Source organism: Ruegeria sp. SCP11 (genome assembly GCF_040329455.1).
GTDB lineage: Bacteria > Pseudomonadota > Alphaproteobacteria > Rhodobacterales > Rhodobacteraceae > Ruegeria > Ruegeria atlantica_E.
Map to the genome: position 1 here is coordinate 33,475 of NZ_JBDZYG010000013.1, position 17,413 is coordinate 50,887.

The window sequence follows — 17,413 nt, forward strand, 5'->3', positions numbered from 1 at the left end:
TTTTATCAACTAAAATAATATATCGAAGGGCGCCACCGAATGTATCTTGGATTGGATTTAGGAACGTCGGGTCTCAGAGGAATACTGGTAGATGAAGCCGGCATCGTTGTAAGCAGCGCTGAGTTCAGCATTCCAACCTCGACGCCAAAACCTGGCTGGTCTGAGCAGAACCCTTCGGGTTGGATCAAAGCCTGCAAGGAAGTTGTCAGCCAAATCCGCGCAAATGAGGAAAAAGCCTTCGCAAAACTGCTTGGCATTGGACTGAGTGGACATATGCACGGCGCAACGCTTCTGGATGCTGACGGTAAGGTGTTGAGGCCCTGTATTCTTTGGAACGACACGCGGTCAGCCAATGAGGCGAAGATACTGGATCGGACGCCACAAATGCGCTCCATATCGGGAAACATCGTCTTTCCCGGATTCACAGCGCCAAAATTGGAATGGGTTCGTTCGCATGAACCGGAGATTTTCTCGAAAATAGAAAAAGTTCTGCTGCCGAAGGATTTTTTGAGATTCTGGCTGACTGGCGATTACATCTCGGACATGTCGGACAGTGCTGGCACATCCTGGTTGGACGTAAACAAACGACAGTGGTCAGAACCTGCGCTGGCTTTGGGCCACATGCGCGCAGAACAAATGCCTCGCTTGGTCGAAGGGAGTGAGCCGGGTGGTGAGCTAAAGGCTGAACTAAGACAGGAGTGGGGGCTCGCAGGAACTGTTGTCGTGGCGGGTGGTGCGGGTGACAATGCAGCGGCAGCCTGCGGCATCGGGAGCGTAAATGACGGCGCGGGTTTTGTTTCTTTGGGAACGTCGGGCGTTATTCTGGTTGCAAGAGATGCATATGCTCCTGCCCCGGAAACTGCAGTGCACTGCTTTTGCCACGCTGTACCTGATCGGTGGATACAAATGGGGGTCATACTCTCAGCAACAAACAGCATGAACTGGCTTTCGCGAAACCTCGGCCAATCCGTTGAAAAGCTGGCTAAGATGTTACCTGATAGCGTGACGGGTCCTTCTGCGATTACGTTCCTGCCGTATCTGTCAGGAGAGCGAACCCCACATAACGACAGTCTGATCCGCGGTGCCTTTTTAGGCGTGGACGTCGCATCAGAACCCGTTGATTTGACCCAATCCGTCATAGAAGGCGTTTCGTTTGCGATGAGGGATTGTCTGGAAGCCTTAAAAAGCACCGGAACCGCACCGACTAGCTTGATGGCAGTTGGAGGAGGAGCACGATCCAGGTTTTGGTTGGAAACATTGGCCACAGTACTTCAAGTTCCGCTGGATGTGCCGAAGGGCAGCGAATTTGGAGCGGCCATGGGAGCTGCGCGCCTTGCCATCTGCGCGGCAAACAACGCAGAGCCAGCCGAAGTTATGACATCGCCGGATACTGAGGATAGCATTGAGCCGCGCAGTGACCTAGTCGCCGCTTATGAAAGTGAGTACGGGCGATACCGCCAGTTCTACAAGGCGCTTGCGCCGCTGGCAGTAAGATGATGCCTGAAACAGAAAAGCTCTCTCGGATTGAAACGGCTGCGCTGACAGATGGGGATATTCGTGCAACGGTTCTGAACTATGGCGCAGTCACCCAGGGACTTTGGTACAAGGATGTACCGTTAATTCTTGGATTTGATGACCCCAGTGTCTACCTCACCGATACGAACTATCTGGGCGCTATTGTCGGGCGCATTGCAAACCGGATAAGCGGCGCGCGGTTTGACTTGGGAAGCTCCAGTTTTGAGCTAAACGCCAACGAGGGTTGTAACACTTTGCACGGTGGAAAGGATGGACTGTCTCAGCAATTCTGGGACCTTGAACAGGTTGCTCTAAATGAGGCCGTGCTGAGCTACGTCTCACCTGATGGGGAAAGCGGCTTTCCGGGGGAGGTTAAGTTTGAGGTTCGCGTTTGTCTAAAGTTTCCCCGATTTATCTACTCGATCTTTGCTCGGCCCGATCGGCCGACACCGATAAGCGTCGCGCAACACAACTACTATACGCTGGGAAGCTCGGAAGGAATTGGTTCGCACAAGCTGAAACTCGCTTCAAACCGTTATTTGGAAATCGACAATCAGGGAATCCCTACCGGCCGCGTGCAGGCGGTCCAAGAAAGCCAATTAGACTTCACAGAACCAAAAGAGATTAGAAATGTCCCAGATGGTGTCGATCACTACTTCTGCTTCAATAATTTTCGTGACCCCTCAGTTTCGGTGGCCGAACTCACCGCGCCCTCTGGTCTTTCTCTAAATTTTTACTCAGATCAGCCCGGAGCACAGGTCTATTCGGCAGCCAAGCTTACAAAACCCTTTTTCAGTTCGGCTGGCCTTTGCATCGAACCATCAGGATACCCCAACGCAACGAATGTTTCGTCGTTTCCTTCGATAATATTTACGCCGGAGAACCCATATCGACAGGTTCTGACATTAGAGATATCCGAGGGGCAGCATGGGAGTTAGAAAGCCACTTCTATTCGTTGCTATATTGACTGCTTGTACTGGTAGCGTGAGTGCTCAGTCGCTTGGTCCTCCGCCGGAATTCCTCGAGCCAGGCTTCGAGAGCGTTGAACTGGGGCGATTGCTTTTCTACGATCCGATACTGTCCGGCAACAAAAATATCAGTTGCGCGACCTGTCATCATCCCAGACTTGGCACATCGGACGGCCTATCTCTTGGTATTGGAGAAGGGGGGATTGGACTAGGATCACAGCGTACGTTGGATCCAATGAATACTCCTGAACAACGTATACCTCGCAATTCACCTGGGCTGTGGAACCTCGGAGCAACAGAATTCACGATGTTTTTTCATGACGGGCGACTTGAGGCAGACCCAGCTCAGCCTGACGGTATCAGGACGCCGCTCGGTACTCATATGAGGTCCGGTTTTCAGTCTGCGTTGGCGGCACAAGCCATGTTCCCAGTGCTTTCAGCCGACGAAATGGCAGGTCACTATTCCGAAAATGATGTGAGCAAAGCGGTTCGCCTTGGGCTTTTGACGCAGCAGGGCGGTGCGTGGGACCTGATCTCAGCACGAGTAGCTGAAATCCCTGAATACGTGCAGAGATTTGACGAAATCGCGCCGGATGACGAGATCACATTTACGGCTATTGCCGATGTGATTGCGGATTTCATCGCGTTCGAATGGCGTGCGGACAACAGTCCATTTGATCGCGCGATGCGAGGTGAAGGCGAATTGTCGGAAGAGGCCGAACTCGGCATGAGATTGTTCTATGGCAAGGCTGGTTGCAGCAACTGCCACTCGGGCTGGTTCCAAACGGATCACAAGTTTCATTCGATCGCGATGCCGCAGATTGGACCCGGGAAAGCCGCGCGATTTGAGAACCACGTTCGAGACGACGGTCGTCTTCGCGTGACAGGAAGCAGCGAGGACGCATTTGCTTTTCGCACCCCATCGCTGCGCAATGTGACACTGACAGCGCCATACGGGCACAACGGGGCATATGTGGACCTAGAGGACATTGTGCGCCACCATTTGGATCCGGTGGCGTCTTTGCAAAACTATTCTATTGAAATGGCCCTGTTGCCAGACTTCCCAGGCGCTGAGGATAAGAGCCCACTGTTGGACCAGCGACACCTCGGCGCGATTGCTCAAAGCAACAGCTTGTCGAAGGTCGCGCTGACGGATCAGGAGATCGAACGGCTTCTCAGTTTTCTGACAAGTCTAGAAGACCCGGCTGAGCGGCTCGGCGTGCCCGATCAAGTTCCGAGCGGTCTGCCCGTAGATCGATAATTACCGTTGAATTCTGATGATTTGGTTGGCGCGATAGTCCTGCCACGCGTCGGGTGCGCCATCTGGCCAGATTACTCGAACTTTGACATGGTCCTCACTTCCCAGGCCAAAATGATGAAACCCTGAGATTCCCCCAGCATGACCTCCGCCCACTGTTATTTCGCGGGTCTGGACGCCGTGTGAAGTTTTAACTTCAATAAATCCACCCACTGCCGCGGAATTGGGTCGATCCTGAGTGACATCAAGCAGTAGCCAATTTCCACCTTGGGAAATGTTCTGGCTGACCTCTAGTCTCGAACCACGGTTGAGGACCACCAAATCCAGCCTCCCATCGTTATTTAAATCTGCTAGGGCCGCCCCGCGAGACTTTGCTATCGATGCAACGCCGGCATCCGCTGAGGCTTCGAAGAACTGACCATCAGAACTCTGCAGAAGAAGATTGTTGGGGTCGTTCAAGGCGGCGTCTGGCATTTGCTCTACGTTTCCTTTGGCCACGAATACGTCGTCCCAACCGTCATTGTTGACGTCGCCGAACTGCGCGTGCCACCCCGTGGAAGGCCGTCCGTCACCGCCGATATGAGGTCTATGGGCCGTTGTGCCTTTTTCGTAGGTAGCATCGCGCCACGTTGGCCCCTTTGATCTTGGATCAAAGATTTGTAGCTTCTGGTCGCCCATCGACGTTAAATAGACTTCTGGAAAACCGTCTCCGGTCAGATCGCGTGATGCGATTCCCATTCCCCAGATCGAATAGGATAGCCATCCTTCATCGGACCCATATAACCGCGGTTCAGGCTCCATGGCCCAAAGTTGCTCCTGACCGTCGCGCACATAATAGTGACGGTCATTGCTAATACGAAGGTCTGCGCGCCCGGTACGGGCCCAGTCAGAGAACAGGATGGACAACGAGCAAAAGCCGGGTTCAAGATGCTCGGCCTTTCGATACTCGCTTTCGTCAGGCCGATAAAGGAGGGTTGGTCCACAAGTTCCAAACGGGCCATCCGGGTCGAATCGATCAACATATGTTCCAAACGCCAACGTCGGTAAGGTTTCGTCGTTTTCCCAAGTTGCCGAGAAACCTGTTGTCCAGTGGTCATCTGAGCGGAAGCCGAGTTTGCTGAAGGGGCTGAACTGGCAATCTGACTGGCCTTGAAGCAGAAGATCTGCGCCCACACGCAAAATCGCCAGATCCATTATGCCGTCGCTATCAACGTCCAGTGGATATGCTCCAGTTACTCCGGTCAATGACAGTTGATCGGTGGTTTGAGCTTGAAAAGAAATCTCTTCCTGTGATGTATTCTTGAACAGTTGAGATGGATTTGAGCCGCCTGCCACAAACAATTCGGGCAGGTCGTCCCCGTTGCAATCGAAAACGGCTACTCCGCCACCAACAAAATGCTCCCAACCACCGTCATAGACATGCTCTGGCACATCGATGTTTTCGAACGCGGGGATATTCGTCTCGGCGTTTGCAGCAGTGGCGATAGCCACAAAGGCTGCAAACTCAGGTCGCATTTGCCGCAAGCTCCTTAACTTTGAGTATCGAGATTTGTTCAATCCCATATGCAGCTGCGCCCTTGGCCCACATCAGGTCGCCCCAATGGTGCACTCTTATTTCAGGCAAGGCCGCGTCGACGCAGATGACGCCATTTCGGATGCGTGCCATGACTTCATCCGTACAAAGGTGTTCGAAGCTCTTCTGTGTGCCTGAAACGATAATGCACTCAGGATCAAAAAGGTTGATCAGATTGGAAACCCCAAGCCCGAACATTTGACCCGCGCGGGCAAGCACGGAAGCCGCTCTCTCATTCCCGGAAATGGCGCGATCATGTATATCGGAAACGGTCTTTAGCTCGTTGTTTTGACCCGTGACAGTCATTTCACGGATTAGAGCGTAGTCGCCGACATAGGCTTCCAGACATCCACGTTGACCACACTGGCACAGTGCTCCGTCAAGTTGCACTTTGGTGTGTCCAAACTCAGCTCCGCACCCTCTTTTTCCACGATATAGTTTGCCATCGAGAATGATCCCAAGGCCAACTCCATGTTCGATTGTTACGACAAGGAAATTTTTTAGACCTTTGCCCAACCCAAATAGTTGTTCGGCTTTGGCGACCAGGTTGGCGTCGTTCTCAATGAAAGCGGGGCAGGGCAATTGATTTGAGAGTAAACCCCTGAAATCAACATTTCTTTCGGTTATCGAAGATGACCAGTGGACAAAATTCCTGCTTGCATCGACCTGACCTGCCACCCCGATTGAGACGCCTGCCAGTTGTTCAACGGAGCCATCAATTTTTGCGCAGGTTTCCTCAAGTGCTTTTTGGATCGTCGACACAAAGTCTGTTGGCGACATTCTGGCGTTGTCCAAGGGGAATTTGTGCGAAGTGACTTCGTTGCCCTCAAAATCGACTAGAATAATCGAGATCATTTGCCGTGCAATCTTAAGCCCAGCCACGAGGAAAGATTGACCGTCCAGTTGAAGTAATACCTTTGGCCTGCCTCTTTTCCCGGATTTGGACTGCGCTTCACCTTCAATCTCTTTGATCAGCCCGGCCGAGATGAGATCGGCAGTCGCTGCGGTAACCGTCGCAGGGCTAGTCTGCAAGGCAGATGCGATTTCGATCCGCGGGACCGCTCCTTTTGTTCTGATGTGCTCCAACACCCGCAGCCGGGTTGCATTTCTTTGTTCCAAAGAAATCGGAGAGGCTTTGCTTTTCAGCATTTTGTCCTCGCGAATCTCAGCGTTGGCCCAACTTATTTGAATTTGATCTCGCCTAATAGAGTAAATATTTTACCGACTGAAATAAATATGATAAAAAATTGTGAGAGCCGCGAATCGAGATGCGGTGGCTCGGCATAAGGGAGGAAATCATGAAGAGAATTCTCAGCTTCTCAGCTGTGGCCACCTTGTTGGCCTCGACTGCGTTCGCAGAGCCTGTGGTCGGTGTGAGCTGGTCCAATTTTCAGGAAGAACGTTGGAAAACGGACGAAGCAGCCATCAAATCGGCGCTTGAAGCAGGTGGCGCCGAATACATTTCGGCAGATGCCCAATCGTCTTCGGCAAAACAGCTTTCGGACATCGAAAGCTTGATCGCTCAGGGCGTGGACGCGTTAATCATTCTGGCGCAAGACGCGCAGGCGATTGGACCGGCTGTTCAGGCGGCCGCTGATGAAGGTATTCCTGTCATTGCTTATGACCGCCTGATTGAAGACGATCGAGCGTTTTACCTGACCTTCGACAACGTTGAGGTAGGTAGAATGCAGGCCCGTGCAGTCTTTGAAGCAATGCCCAAGGGCAATTACGTGATGATCAAGGGTTCCCCGACCGATCCGAATGCGGATTTCCTGCGCGGCGGACAGCAAGAGATTATCGGGGCAGCGGTCGACAGCGGCGATATCGTAATTGTTGGCGAGGCTTATACGGATGGCTGGCTGCCAGCGAACGCACAGCGGAACATGGAGCAGATTCTGACCGCAAATGAAAACAACGTTGACGCGGTCGTTGCTTCGAATGATGGAACAGCCGGCGGCGTTGTTGCAGCTCTGACCGCACAAGGCATGGAAGGCATTCCGGTCTCCGGTCAGGACGGTGACCACGCAGCATTGAACCGGGTCGCGCTGGGAACTCAAACTGTTTCGGTTTGGAAGGATGCTCGTGAGCTGGGTAAGGCAGCCGGCGAAATCGCGGTTGCATTGAGCGGGGGCACAAGCCCAGCAGATGTTGAAGGTTCTGTTAGCTGGACCTCACCAGGTGGTACGGAGATGAATTCTGTCTTCCTTGCGCCGGTGCCAATCACCAAGGACAACCTTTCAGTGGTTGTAGACGCCGGTTGGATTCCGCTGGAAGACTTGTGCCAGGGCGTCGAAAGCGGTCCCGCGCCCTGTAACTAAACTTAAAAATCCCTGACCCTATCGTTAGGGCCGGGGACCATCGCTGACAATGAAAGATCGGAAATGACCGAAACTTCGTCTCAGCCGGTACCTGAAAAAGCAAGGCCCAACCTGTTCCAGCAATTGGAACTGGATATGCGGCTTTTGGGAATGATCGGCGCGTTTGTCATCCTTTGCATCGGGTTCAATATCGTCACGGATGGGCGGTTCCTCACCCCTCGCAACCTGTTCAACCTGTCCATTCAGACGGTTTCGGTGGCTATCATGGCGTGCGGGATGGTGTTCATTATCGTTACGCGGCACATCGACTTATCAGTCGGAGCGCTTCTGGCGACCACTTCGGCCGTGATGGCGATGACGCAAACCGAACTGTTGCCTCATGTGTTGGGGATGGGTTTGAACAACCCGGTAACGTGGGCGATCACCATAGTGATCGGGTTGTTTGTAGGCACGCTGATTGGTGCATTCCACGGATGGATGGTTGGCTATCTGACGATACCGGCGTTCATCGTCACACTCGGCGGATTCTTAGTCTGGAGAAACGTGGCGTGGTATTTGACCAGTGGTCAGACCATTGGCCCTCTGGACAGCACATTTCTGATGTTCGGCGGGACAAACGGAACATTGGGGACAACGACAAGCTGGCTGTTCGGGCTATTCGCTACCGCAATCGCCATCTGGGCCTTGTGGAGCGGGCGGCGGGCAAAGGCCGCGCATGGTTTCCCTGTCAAACCTGTTTGGGCTGAGACCACCTTAGCCGGAGTAATTGCGATTGCCATCCTTGGATATGTTTACATCGTAAACAGCTACGCCATTCCAACGCGCCGACTACAACGCATGTTCGAGGCGCGCGGAGAGACGATGCCCGAGGGGCTGGTCGTTGGCTACGGCATACCGATTTCGGTCCTCATCCTGATTATCGTGGCGGTCACCCTTACGGTCGTGGCGCGGAAAACCAGGTTCGGTCGCTACATCTTTGCCACTGGTGGTAACCCGGACGCGGCAGAGCTTTCCGGCATCAATACACGGCTGCTAACGGTGAAGATCTTTGCGCTTATGGGCTTCCTGTGTGCCGTTTCTGCTGTGGTCGCTTCGGCGCGTTTGGCAAACCATTCGAACGATATTGGCACGCTGGACGAGTTGAGAGTCATCGCTGCCGCCGTTATCGGTGGGACCGCTTTGTCCGGCGGTATCGGCACCATCTACGGTGCGATCCTTGGCGCGCTGATCATGCAAGCGCTTCAATCAGGCATGGCCATGGTTGGCGTTGACGCGCCGTTTCAGAACATCGTGGTTGGCAGCGTCCTTGTGCTGGCCGTCTATATCGACATCGTCTACCGCAAGAGACTGGGAGCAAAATGATGCAAGCTCAGGATACGCAGAAAACCTCCCCCAACTCCGGACGTGACTCGGGCGCGCCGCCACTGGTTGAGATGCGTGACATTTCGATTTCGTTCGGCGGGATCAAAGCTGTCGATCGTGTGTCTGTTGATCTCTACCCCGGTGAAGTCGTTGGTCTACTTGGGCATAATGGGGCCGGAAAATCCACGCTGATCAAGGTGCTTTCGGGCGCCTACCAAAAGGATCACGGCGAGATTTTGATCGACGGTAAGCCAGTCGAGATCGGTAATCCTCGTGACGCGCGGGTGAACAATATCGAGACGATCTACCAGACACTCGCCTTGGCCGACAATCTCGACGCGACGTCGAACCTCTTCCTTGGACGCGAGATGACAACACCATTCGGGTTGGTCAACGACGCGGCCATGGAGGCCGAGTGTCGCAAAATCATGGCGCAGCTCAATCCCAACTTTCAGAAGTTCAACGATCCGGTCTCTGCCCTGTCGGGGGGGCAAAGACAGTCTGTGGCGATCGCGAGGGCCGTCTACTTCAACGCTCGTATTTTGATTATGGATGAGCCGACTGCGGCGCTTGGGCCGCATGAAACGCAGATGGTCGCGGATCTGATCCACCAGCTAAAAGCGCAAGGCATCGGGATTTTCCTGATCGACCACGACGTGCATGCCGTCATGGAATTATGTGATCGCGCCTCGGTCATGAAAAACGGAAAACTGGTTGGGACTGTAGATATCGCCGACGTCACCGATGATGACCTTTTGTCGATGATCATACTCGGCAAGCAACCAGCGCAAAAAGCAGAGTAGGGGGCAGCCATGCCAAGCGGATTTTTTGAAGGGATCGAGCCGATCCGGTTTGAAGGCGCGGACAGCAAGAACCCTCTGGCCTTCCGCCACTACAACCCCGACGAGATTGTCATGGGAAAGCGTATGGAAGACCATCTGCGGTTTGCAGTGGCCTGGTGGCACTCTTTCGCGTGGGAGGGGGGCGACCCCTTTGGTGGTCCAACTTTCGAACGCCCATGGCATCCACAGGACGACATGGGGCGAGCCCGCATTAAAGCGGATATCGCGTTCGAAATGTTTGAGATTTTGGGGCAGCCATACTTTTGTTGGCACGATGCGGACATCCGGCCCGAGCGGGGCAATTTTGCTGACAATCTGAGAACACTAGAAGAAATCACCGACTATATCGGCGAAAAGATGCAGGTGTCTGGCACCAAGTTGCTTTGGGGTACGGCCAACATGTTCAGCCACCGTCGCTGGATGGCGGGGGCCAGTACCAACCCTGATCCGGATGTTTTTGCTTTCGCGGCGGCAACGGTCAAATCATGCTTGGACGCAACCCACAAATTGGGTGGTGAGAATTATGTTCTTTGGGGGGGGCGTGAAGGCTACGAGACGCTGCTGAACACGGATATGAAGACCGAACTGGACCACATGGGCCGGTTTCTGAATATGGTCGTGGAATACAAACACAAGATTGGGTTCCAAGGCACTATTCTTGTAGAACCCAAACCCCAGGAACCCTCGAAGCACCAATACGACTATGACGCAGCAACCTGCATCGGGTTTCTTCGGAAATACGGGTTGGAGAACGAGGTAAAACTGAACCTCGAGCAGGGGCACGCGATACTTGCCGGGCATAGCTTCGAGCATGAAATTGCGGTTGCCGCTGCAGAGGGAATGCTGGGTTCGATTGATATGAACCGCAATGATTACCAATCTGGGTGGGACACAGATCAATTCCCTAACAACACACCAGAAGTTGCCTTAGCCTACTACTACATACTGAACGCCGGTGGGTTCACGACCGGGGGTACTAATTTTGACGCCAAGATACGCCGCCAGTCGATTGATTCCAAAGATCTGATTGCGGCCCATGTCGGTGGCATGGATATCTGTGCGCGAGGTCTCAAGGCGGCGGCAGCGATGATTGACGATGGTGGCCTTCAAGCGGCGATTTCAGACAGGTATTCCGGATGGAAAACTCCCGAAGCACTAGCCATGCTGAACAGCGACCTGGATGACATTGCCGCTCAAGTCTTGGCAAAAGCTATCAACCCAACTCCACGATCAGGGCGTCAGGAAATCCTGGAGAGTTACGTCAATATGTTTGTTTGAAAAGATTGGTTTCAGAAACTGTGGTGGCTGTAGGATCGTGGGAATTGTCCCCTCATTAAAGCCGCTTATGGAAGCAAAACTGCATGAATGTGAGTTCGGATGAATTCTGTTGAACAGTTTAAGCTGCGCCGTGCAACAGCGTATTTTCCAATGGTTTACGATGTCAGTTCTGAGAGCCTACAAAAAGTGCGGACACCGAGCGAGAGATAGTCTTTTTCGGATCATGTTCGAATTCGCTATGCAGTCCAGTGTGGCCCAAGCGGATCAGAGGGGCATGAGTTCACACGTTTGCCGAACAGTCGATCTATGAAACGATATTTTAGCTCGATCATGTTGCGATTGGCAGTCCTTTCAACGTGCTCGCCGTCATTGTGAACGCAAGTTCTTAGTAGCCATGTAGTGGGCTGGTTCACTTGGTTGTTGATAGTGGAACGGAACCTGTCTTCAGCGGAGTAGCGTTGCGATTGACCGCGAAGTCGCGAAAGCCCACCGGTGCAACCAGATTGCGAATTGCGGCAGTTTTGTTGGGGCTATACCCCGCGCGCTTTTTTTGCCTACGCCATGAGGCCGTTTTCCCCTGCTGCGGTCGCTGCGCAGACTCTCTCTGAGGCAATATTGGGCATTGCGCTCACCTAGCTTTTGCGTCCCAGCGGTCCGGCCGTGTTTGGTAATTTCCATTCCTCGATGAACCTGCGAAAGAGAGCGCTGACATTTGGTTCGCCAGAACCAACTTACTCCTGCAGCGAACTAGCTTGCTGCACCAGCGACAGTACTTTTTTCGTACTGTCGATCTCATGACTGAGAAGTAGGGCAAGCCTGGCCAGAAAATGCTCGGATTGCCGAGGGCCTACCAGATCAATGGATTTAGCAATTGCCTCATAGATTACTTCGATGTCGGCCTGTTCCATCTGTTTTTCCTTATTTGCAAACCGCAATATTGTAAGCAGCAAGCACGTCGGCTGGCGTTGCGATTTTCCAACGCGCGGCAACGTGCCGGTCGGGCCTGATAAGATACGCCGTTTCTTTCGTAGCGCCATAAAGCTCCGCCACTGGACTGCCTGACGGAAGCACAATGACGCTTAGGTTTTCACACGAAGCAGCGGCTTGAATCGCGTCGACAAGCGCCTGATCAAAGCACAAAACAGTAAAGCCGTGGGCCAACTGGTCGGACAAGTAGCCTTTATCCAGCTTGACCTCAGACAGAACCTTTCCAACCTCGGGGCCTGCTGTAAATTCATCCGCGCACGTAGTCACGACCGGGCTGTCTGCATAGACATAGGGGCGCATCTGGCGCGGATTGGCCAATTGTCCTGCGAATTCGCGGTCCATTGCCAGCGACAAGGCGGCATTACGCATCACTTCCCAGCCATGTGTCGGCGGTGTCATGAAACGTGCACTCTTCGAAGCATTCGCAAACACGTCCATCGTCGCGCCACGCCGCTCGGGTGTGTAACTGTCCAGTAAATCCGGCCCGGCCTTGCCATTCAGCACCCAGCCCAGTTTCCAGCCGATATTAATGGCATCGGCAAAGCCGTTATTCAGGCCGCGCACGCCGAAGATTGGCACGATATGGGCGCTATCGCCGACAAAGAACACCCGGCCGTCGCGATAATCATCCAAGGCCAGCGTATTGGCGGTGTAAACGCTCCACCATTCCAGGTTCCATGGACCCTCATAGCCGATTTCGTGCAACACACCTTGTACACCAACTCTGATCTGGTCTTCCTGAATGGCGTCTTCCGTCGCCTCGTCTTCGAACAACTGGTAATCGATCCTCCAGATATTGTCGGGCTGCCGGTGGATCAGAACCGTACCGCCGCGGCGGCAGGCCGGATCGAACAGAGCCCGACGGATCGTGGGATAATCATGATCCATCTGTACGTCCGCAATGACATAACGGCCCTCATAATTTTCACCCCTGAGGCGCAACCCACGCATTTTGCGGATCGGGCTTTTCCCTCCATCGCACGCCAACACCCAATCGGCGCAAAGGTCATAGACGTCCTCACTGTCCTTGACAGTCAGTTCTACGCCATCCTCCAGATCTTCGATTGCGACGACCTCGCTTTGCCAACGCATGTCGATCAGATCGTTCCGGGCAACGGCGTCGTGAAGATATTCTTCGACATACTGCTGTTGGATATTGTACATCGGACGATACTTTTCGTTCTCACTGTCCGGCATCTCGAACTCGAGGATTTGCTGATTGCGATAGAAGGACCGACCTTTTGTCCATCCCAGCGACTTTCTCAGGAACGGGTCCAGTGCACCAATGCTATCCAGGATGTAGTAGCTCTGACGCTCGATACAGATTGCACGACTGCCATCATTGAATGTCGGCTTGTTGTCGAGCAATACAGACGGAATACCTTCTTTAGCCAACGCCAGCGCTGCGGTCATGCCCACGGGTCCGGCCCCGACAATTGCGACTTTCGCCCGGCTTGAGAGGCCTCGCCGTTCAGAGCCTTTCGGCGCATCAAAATGCGGATATGTGAAGTAGAGCGAGTCCGGCTCGCCTTTTCCCACAGGTCTCATGCAGTCCACCTTTCGAATACTGCGCGTTTCGGCTCAGTCTTTCATTGCGGTGGCGCTCCTGTCTGTCCTCTGGGGTAAGGGACAAGGCAGGATGATCTGGTAATCACTGAGATTCCGTCAATTGCCTCGTGCACACAAGGCAAAGAGAGCGGACTTGGAATTGATGCCCAGCTTTTCATAGGCCCTTTTGCGGTAGGTGTTGACGGTGCTGGCCGCCACATCAAGTTCCCAGGCAATGGCGTCTGTCGTCAGGCCCCTCAGGATCGCCTCGCAAATTTCCTTTTCGCGACCTGACAGCGAATTGAGCGGGCTTTGCAACTGCGCAGGCTGGTTTCCGGCGTAGTGCAGCAAAACGATTTTCGACACGAGAGTCCAAAAATCGCGGCGGAGTTCATCTTCGCTTATGATAAATGGCCCGTTCTCTTGAAAACGGTAGAAATTCATCCCGACGACCTCGTCGTCGCTCCGCGCTAGCACTGTGATCTTGTCGACAATTCCCGTCTTCTCAAAAAACTCCCGCCGATAGTCTTGCGGCATCCGATCGGACAGCTCGCTCAGCGTGAGAATACGCATCTCTCCGTCTTTTTTGGTTGCCTCGATATCCTCGCGCAAAGGGTCGCGCAGATACCCGTCTCGCAGGTATTTATGCGCTAGGTTCTTAGCAGTCTGCTTCTGCCGCTCGTTGAACGACAGATAGCAGTGCGGGCGGTCGCGCTTGTAGGAGAAGATCATGCATTGATCCGCTTTGACGACGTGCTCGATCATGTCCAGAAAATGCGAATTGAAGTCCGCTGAGCCGACAGACGCCAAACAAGACGACAGTATTTTCAGGAACTTCGGAGCCCCTTCACCGCTGAAGAAATTTTCAAGTGTCATGATCTCATGATGTGTGGATTTCACAGGGTTGGCAACTTGCAGACTTATCGGAGATCACGCCGCCCGACCTGTCCCCCGCAACAAGGGACATAAATCTCAAAGCTTGGTGCTTATCGTCACAGGCAGATTTTGTCCGGTACCCAGCGCATGGCGAAACGACACCAACGCTCAAGGAGCATTTGAAGACTATGAGTGAAGCAACTCAAATGGAGTACAAGGCCGGCCTGTCCGTGGATGAGGTCAGCACCCTTGCCCAGGGTCGCCCCGTGACGAAGCTTTCGTCGAATGAAAACCCGTTCGGCCCTTCGCCCAAAGCCGTAGCCGCGGCACAGGCGGCCCTTGAGGGGGCCAACACCTATCCGGCTCGAAATGACGCGGCACTGTGTTCAGCCCTTTCCGAATTTCATGGGCGCGGTTTAACGCCATCGCATTTCTTTGCCGCAAACAGCGGCGTCGAGGTGCTGTCCCTGATCGAGGATGCCTGTCTCACTGAAGGAGGGCGCGCGATCATCTGCCCACCTTGCTTTGGGGCCTATTCGGCGTCGCTGCAAAAGAAGGGGGCAGAGATCGATACCGTGGCGCTGCAAGGTGCCGATTATCGCGTTGACGTGGACGGCATTCTGTCAGCGGTGACTCCAGAGACCCGTCTCGTCTACCTGTGTAACCCCAACAACCCGACGGGTACCTGGTTCGGCGAAGAGACCCTGTCTGCCATTCTGGATGGTCTGCCGGATCATGTGACGCTTGTCTATGATGAGGTCTATTTCCAGTTCGCCACCGAAATGGGCTTGCCCGATGCAATACGGCACGTGCTGGACGGGCGAAACATCGTGATCGTGCACAGCTTTTCCAAGGCCTACGGTCTGGCGGGAATGCGTCTTGGATACGGCATCGCGCAACCGGAAATGACGGCCCGGATCCAGCGTCTGAAGCGTGCCTTTCACATCAATACCGCGGGCATGGCAGCCGCCATCGCTGCCCTGAAAGATGCCGAGCATCTGAAGAAAACCGTCGACAACAACCATTCAGAGCGAAAGTGGTTGGCCAGCGGCCTGCGCGATCTGGGTTTGGAGACGAGCCCCAGCCAGGCCAATTTCGTCATGTTCCGCTGCCCTGCTGGCCACGATGCGGACAGCCTGACCAATGCCCTGGTGCAAGAGGCGGTGATGGTTCGTCCGGCCTTCCATCTGCCGCACCATATTCGCGCAACCGTCGGGACACCTGAGGACAACACGCGGCTCATCGCCGCCCTGAAAACCGTAATCGGAGGCTGAACCATGACCACCAGAATGACTGGCGGGGAAGCCGCCGTCCTTTCGCTCCACAACCTTGGTGTCGAGACCGTGTTCGGCTTGCCCGGCGTGCAGAATGACTGGCTTTACAACGCTTTCTATGATCACCGTGACAAGTTCCGGATCATCCACACACGCCACGAACAGGGCGCAGCGTACATGGCGCTTGGCGCGGCCTTGGCCACAGGGGAAACCAGCGTGTTTAACGTGGTGCCGGGGCCTGGCATTCTGAATGCAAGCGCGGCTTTGTCCACGGCCTATGCCACCAATGCCAAGGTAATGTGCCTGACCGGCCAAATTCCGTCGCACAAGATTGATCGGGGCATGGGCGATTTGCACGAGATCAACGATCAATTGGGCATTCTGAAGCGCTTGACAAAATGGGCCGAGCGGGCGAACAGCCCCGCCGAGATTCCGGGTCGCATAAAAGAAGCCTTTGCTCAGATCGGCTCCGGACGCCCACGGCCCACGGCGCTGGAAATCCCAATGGATGTGCTAGCGGCGAAGGGTCCGGTGGTTCTGGACGCAGGCGAGGTGACGCCGGAACAGCCGCCTCTGGACGAAGAAGGTCTGAACCGGGCGGCTGAGATGCTGGCTGGTGCTGAGAATGTGATGATCTTCGTGGGCAGCGGAGCAATGGATGCCAGCGAGGCGGTTCGCCAACTGGCCGAGAAACTTCAGGCGCCCGTTGTGGCCTTCCGTAACGGCCACGGAGTGGTCGACAGCCGCAGCCCGCACGGTTTCCACATGCCCGCCGCCCGCCCGCTTTGGGCAAAGACAGATGTCGTTCTGGCCATCGGGAGCCAGATGCGTATCCCGATGGAGAAATGGACGCAGAGCCACCGCCCCGAAATCATCCGCATCGACGTCGATCCGGTCAGCCACACGGTCTTTTCCCGCCCCGAGCTTGCCATTACGTCGCGCGTCGAAGAGGCGGTGCCTTTCCTGCTGGAGCGGCTGGAGGGTCACAGGCATCCATCGCGCATCGAGGAGTTGCAGGAAGCCAAGGCTGCCTGGGCAAAGAAATCGGCGGTGCTGGAACCGCAGCAAACCTATCTGCGCATCATCCGCGAGGAATTGGGCGAAGACGGAATCTTTGTAGACGAACTGACACAGGTCGGGTTCGCCAGCCGATTCGCCTACCAGAGCTACAAGCCGCGCACGTTCATTTCGACCGGGTATCAAGGAACGTTGGGTTACGGGTTTCCGACTGCACTGGGTGTCAAAGTGGCCCGCCCGGATGTGCCGGTCATTTCGATCACCGGCGATGGCGGCTTCATGTTCGGGGTGCAAGAGCTAGCAACCGCGGTGCAGCACAAGATCCCGTTGGTCACCATCCTGTTCAACAACAACCAGTTCGGCAATGTCCAGCAGATGCAGAAGAACGATTATGGCGGCCGTATTATCGCTACCGATCTGGTGAACCCGGACTTTCCGGACATGATCGAGAGCTTCGGGGCGCAGGCCTTGCGGGCTACGGACGCAACTGAGCTGCGCGCTGCGATCCGACGCGGACTGGCAACAACCGACGGACCCACCGTGATCGAGGTTCCGTTCGAAGAAATGCCAAGCATTGACCAGTTCCGGTAGGAGTCA

14 protein-coding genes are annotated in these 17,413 nt (G+C 54.5%); 9 read left to right on the forward strand and 5 right to left on the reverse strand.

Translation table 11 applies throughout. The features are described from left to right. Window positions 1-39: 39 nt before the first annotated feature. Genes xylB through ABLN94_RS18425 form a run of 3 tightly spaced genes read left to right on the forward strand, consistent with a single transcriptional unit; the run spans window position 40 to window position 3,744 of the window. Window positions 40-1,497: a xylulokinase gene (gene xylB, locus ABLN94_RS18415; RefSeq protein WP_352995143.1), complete on the forward strand. Its 1,458-nt coding sequence runs from the start codon at window positions 40-42 to the stop codon at window positions 1,495-1,497. Further along, complete coding sequence (locus ABLN94_RS18420; RefSeq protein ID WP_352995146.1) at window positions 1,497-2,453, forward strand: aldose epimerase family protein; 957 nt, start codon at window positions 1,497-1,499, stop codon at window positions 2,451-2,453. Before xylB ends, ABLN94_RS18420 begins: the two co-directional genes overlap by 1 nt. Then, the gene (locus tag ABLN94_RS18425; RefSeq protein WP_352995148.1) at window positions 2,443-3,744 is read left to right on the forward strand and encodes a cytochrome-c peroxidase; all 1,302 of its coding nucleotides are present in this window, start codon (window positions 2,443-2,445) and stop codon (window positions 3,742-3,744) included. Before ABLN94_RS18420 ends, ABLN94_RS18425 begins: the two co-directional genes overlap by 11 nt. Here the strand turns inward: ABLN94_RS18425 and ABLN94_RS18430 are convergent, their stop codons facing one another. Together ABLN94_RS18430 and ABLN94_RS18435 are read right to left on the reverse strand one after the other, a co-directional pair. Then, window positions 3,745-5,256, reverse strand: coding sequence for a CRTAC1 family protein (locus ABLN94_RS18430; protein ID WP_352995151.1), 1,512 nt, complete (start codon window positions 5,254-5,256; stop codon window positions 3,745-3,747). It abuts the gene before it with no gap. Further along, window positions 5,246-6,463: an ROK family transcriptional regulator gene (locus ABLN94_RS18435; protein ID WP_352995154.1), complete on the reverse strand. Its 1,218-nt coding sequence runs from the start codon at window positions 6,461-6,463 to the stop codon at window positions 5,246-5,248. Before ABLN94_RS18435 ends, ABLN94_RS18430 begins: the two co-directional genes overlap by 11 nt. A 149-nt stretch (window positions 6,464-6,612) precedes the next feature. Here ABLN94_RS18435 and xylF point away from each other — a divergent pair, with 149 nt between their 5' ends. The 4 genes from xylF (at window position 6,613) to xylA (ending at window position 11,114) form a co-directional block, all read left to right on the forward strand. After that, window positions 6,613-7,632, forward strand: a complete 1,020-nt coding sequence (gene xylF / locus ABLN94_RS18440; RefSeq protein WP_352995157.1) for a D-xylose ABC transporter substrate-binding protein — start codon at window positions 6,613-6,615, stop codon at window positions 7,630-7,632. Between the two features lie 63 nt (window positions 7,633-7,695). Continuing rightward, a complete protein-coding gene (locus tag ABLN94_RS18445) occupies window positions 7,696-8,994 on the forward strand; it encodes a sugar ABC transporter permease (protein ID WP_352995160.1) in 1,299 nt (432 codons plus the stop codon). Continuing rightward, window positions 8,994-9,797: an ATP-binding cassette domain-containing protein gene (locus ABLN94_RS18450; RefSeq protein ID WP_352995399.1), complete on the forward strand. Its 804-nt coding sequence runs from the start codon at window positions 8,994-8,996 to the stop codon at window positions 9,795-9,797. Before ABLN94_RS18445 ends, ABLN94_RS18450 begins: the two co-directional genes overlap by 1 nt. Window positions 9,798-9,806: 9 nt before the next feature. Further along, window positions 9,807-11,114 carry a xylose isomerase gene (gene xylA, locus ABLN94_RS18455; RefSeq protein WP_352995163.1) on the forward strand — a complete coding sequence of 436 codons (1,308 nt, stop codon included), beginning with the start codon at window positions 9,807-9,809 and terminating at the stop codon, window positions 11,112-11,114. 731 nt (window positions 11,115-11,845) lie between these two features. Here xylA and ABLN94_RS18460 read toward each other — a convergent pair. The 3 genes from ABLN94_RS18460 to ABLN94_RS18470 form a co-directional block, all read right to left on the reverse strand. Next, on the reverse strand, window positions 11,846-12,022 hold the full coding sequence (locus tag ABLN94_RS18460) for a hypothetical protein (protein ID WP_352995166.1): 177 nt from the start codon (window positions 12,020-12,022) through the stop codon (window positions 11,846-11,848). A 10-nt stretch (window positions 12,023-12,032) separates the two neighbouring features. Beyond that, on the reverse strand, window positions 12,033-13,649 hold the full coding sequence (locus ABLN94_RS18465; protein WP_352995169.1) for an FAD-dependent monooxygenase: 1,617 nt from the start codon (window positions 13,647-13,649) through the stop codon (window positions 12,033-12,035). 117 nt (window positions 13,650-13,766) lie between these two features. Beyond that, window positions 13,767-14,525: a helix-turn-helix transcriptional regulator gene (locus ABLN94_RS18470; RefSeq protein ID WP_352995172.1), complete on the reverse strand. Its 759-nt coding sequence runs from the start codon at window positions 14,523-14,525 to the stop codon at window positions 13,767-13,769. Between the two features lie 188 nt (window positions 14,526-14,713). On the opposite strand from ABLN94_RS18470, the gene ABLN94_RS18475 reads away from it, so the two are divergent. Next, entirely contained in the window at window positions 14,714-15,799 is a 1,086-nt protein-coding gene (locus ABLN94_RS18475) for a pyridoxal phosphate-dependent aminotransferase (RefSeq protein WP_352995175.1), read from the forward strand. A 3-nt stretch (window positions 15,800-15,802) separates the two neighbouring features. Further along, entirely contained in the window at window positions 15,803-17,407 is a 1,605-nt protein-coding gene (locus ABLN94_RS18480) for a thiamine pyrophosphate-dependent enzyme (protein WP_352995177.1), read from the forward strand. The last annotated feature ends 6 nt before the right edge of the window (window positions 17,408-17,413 follow it).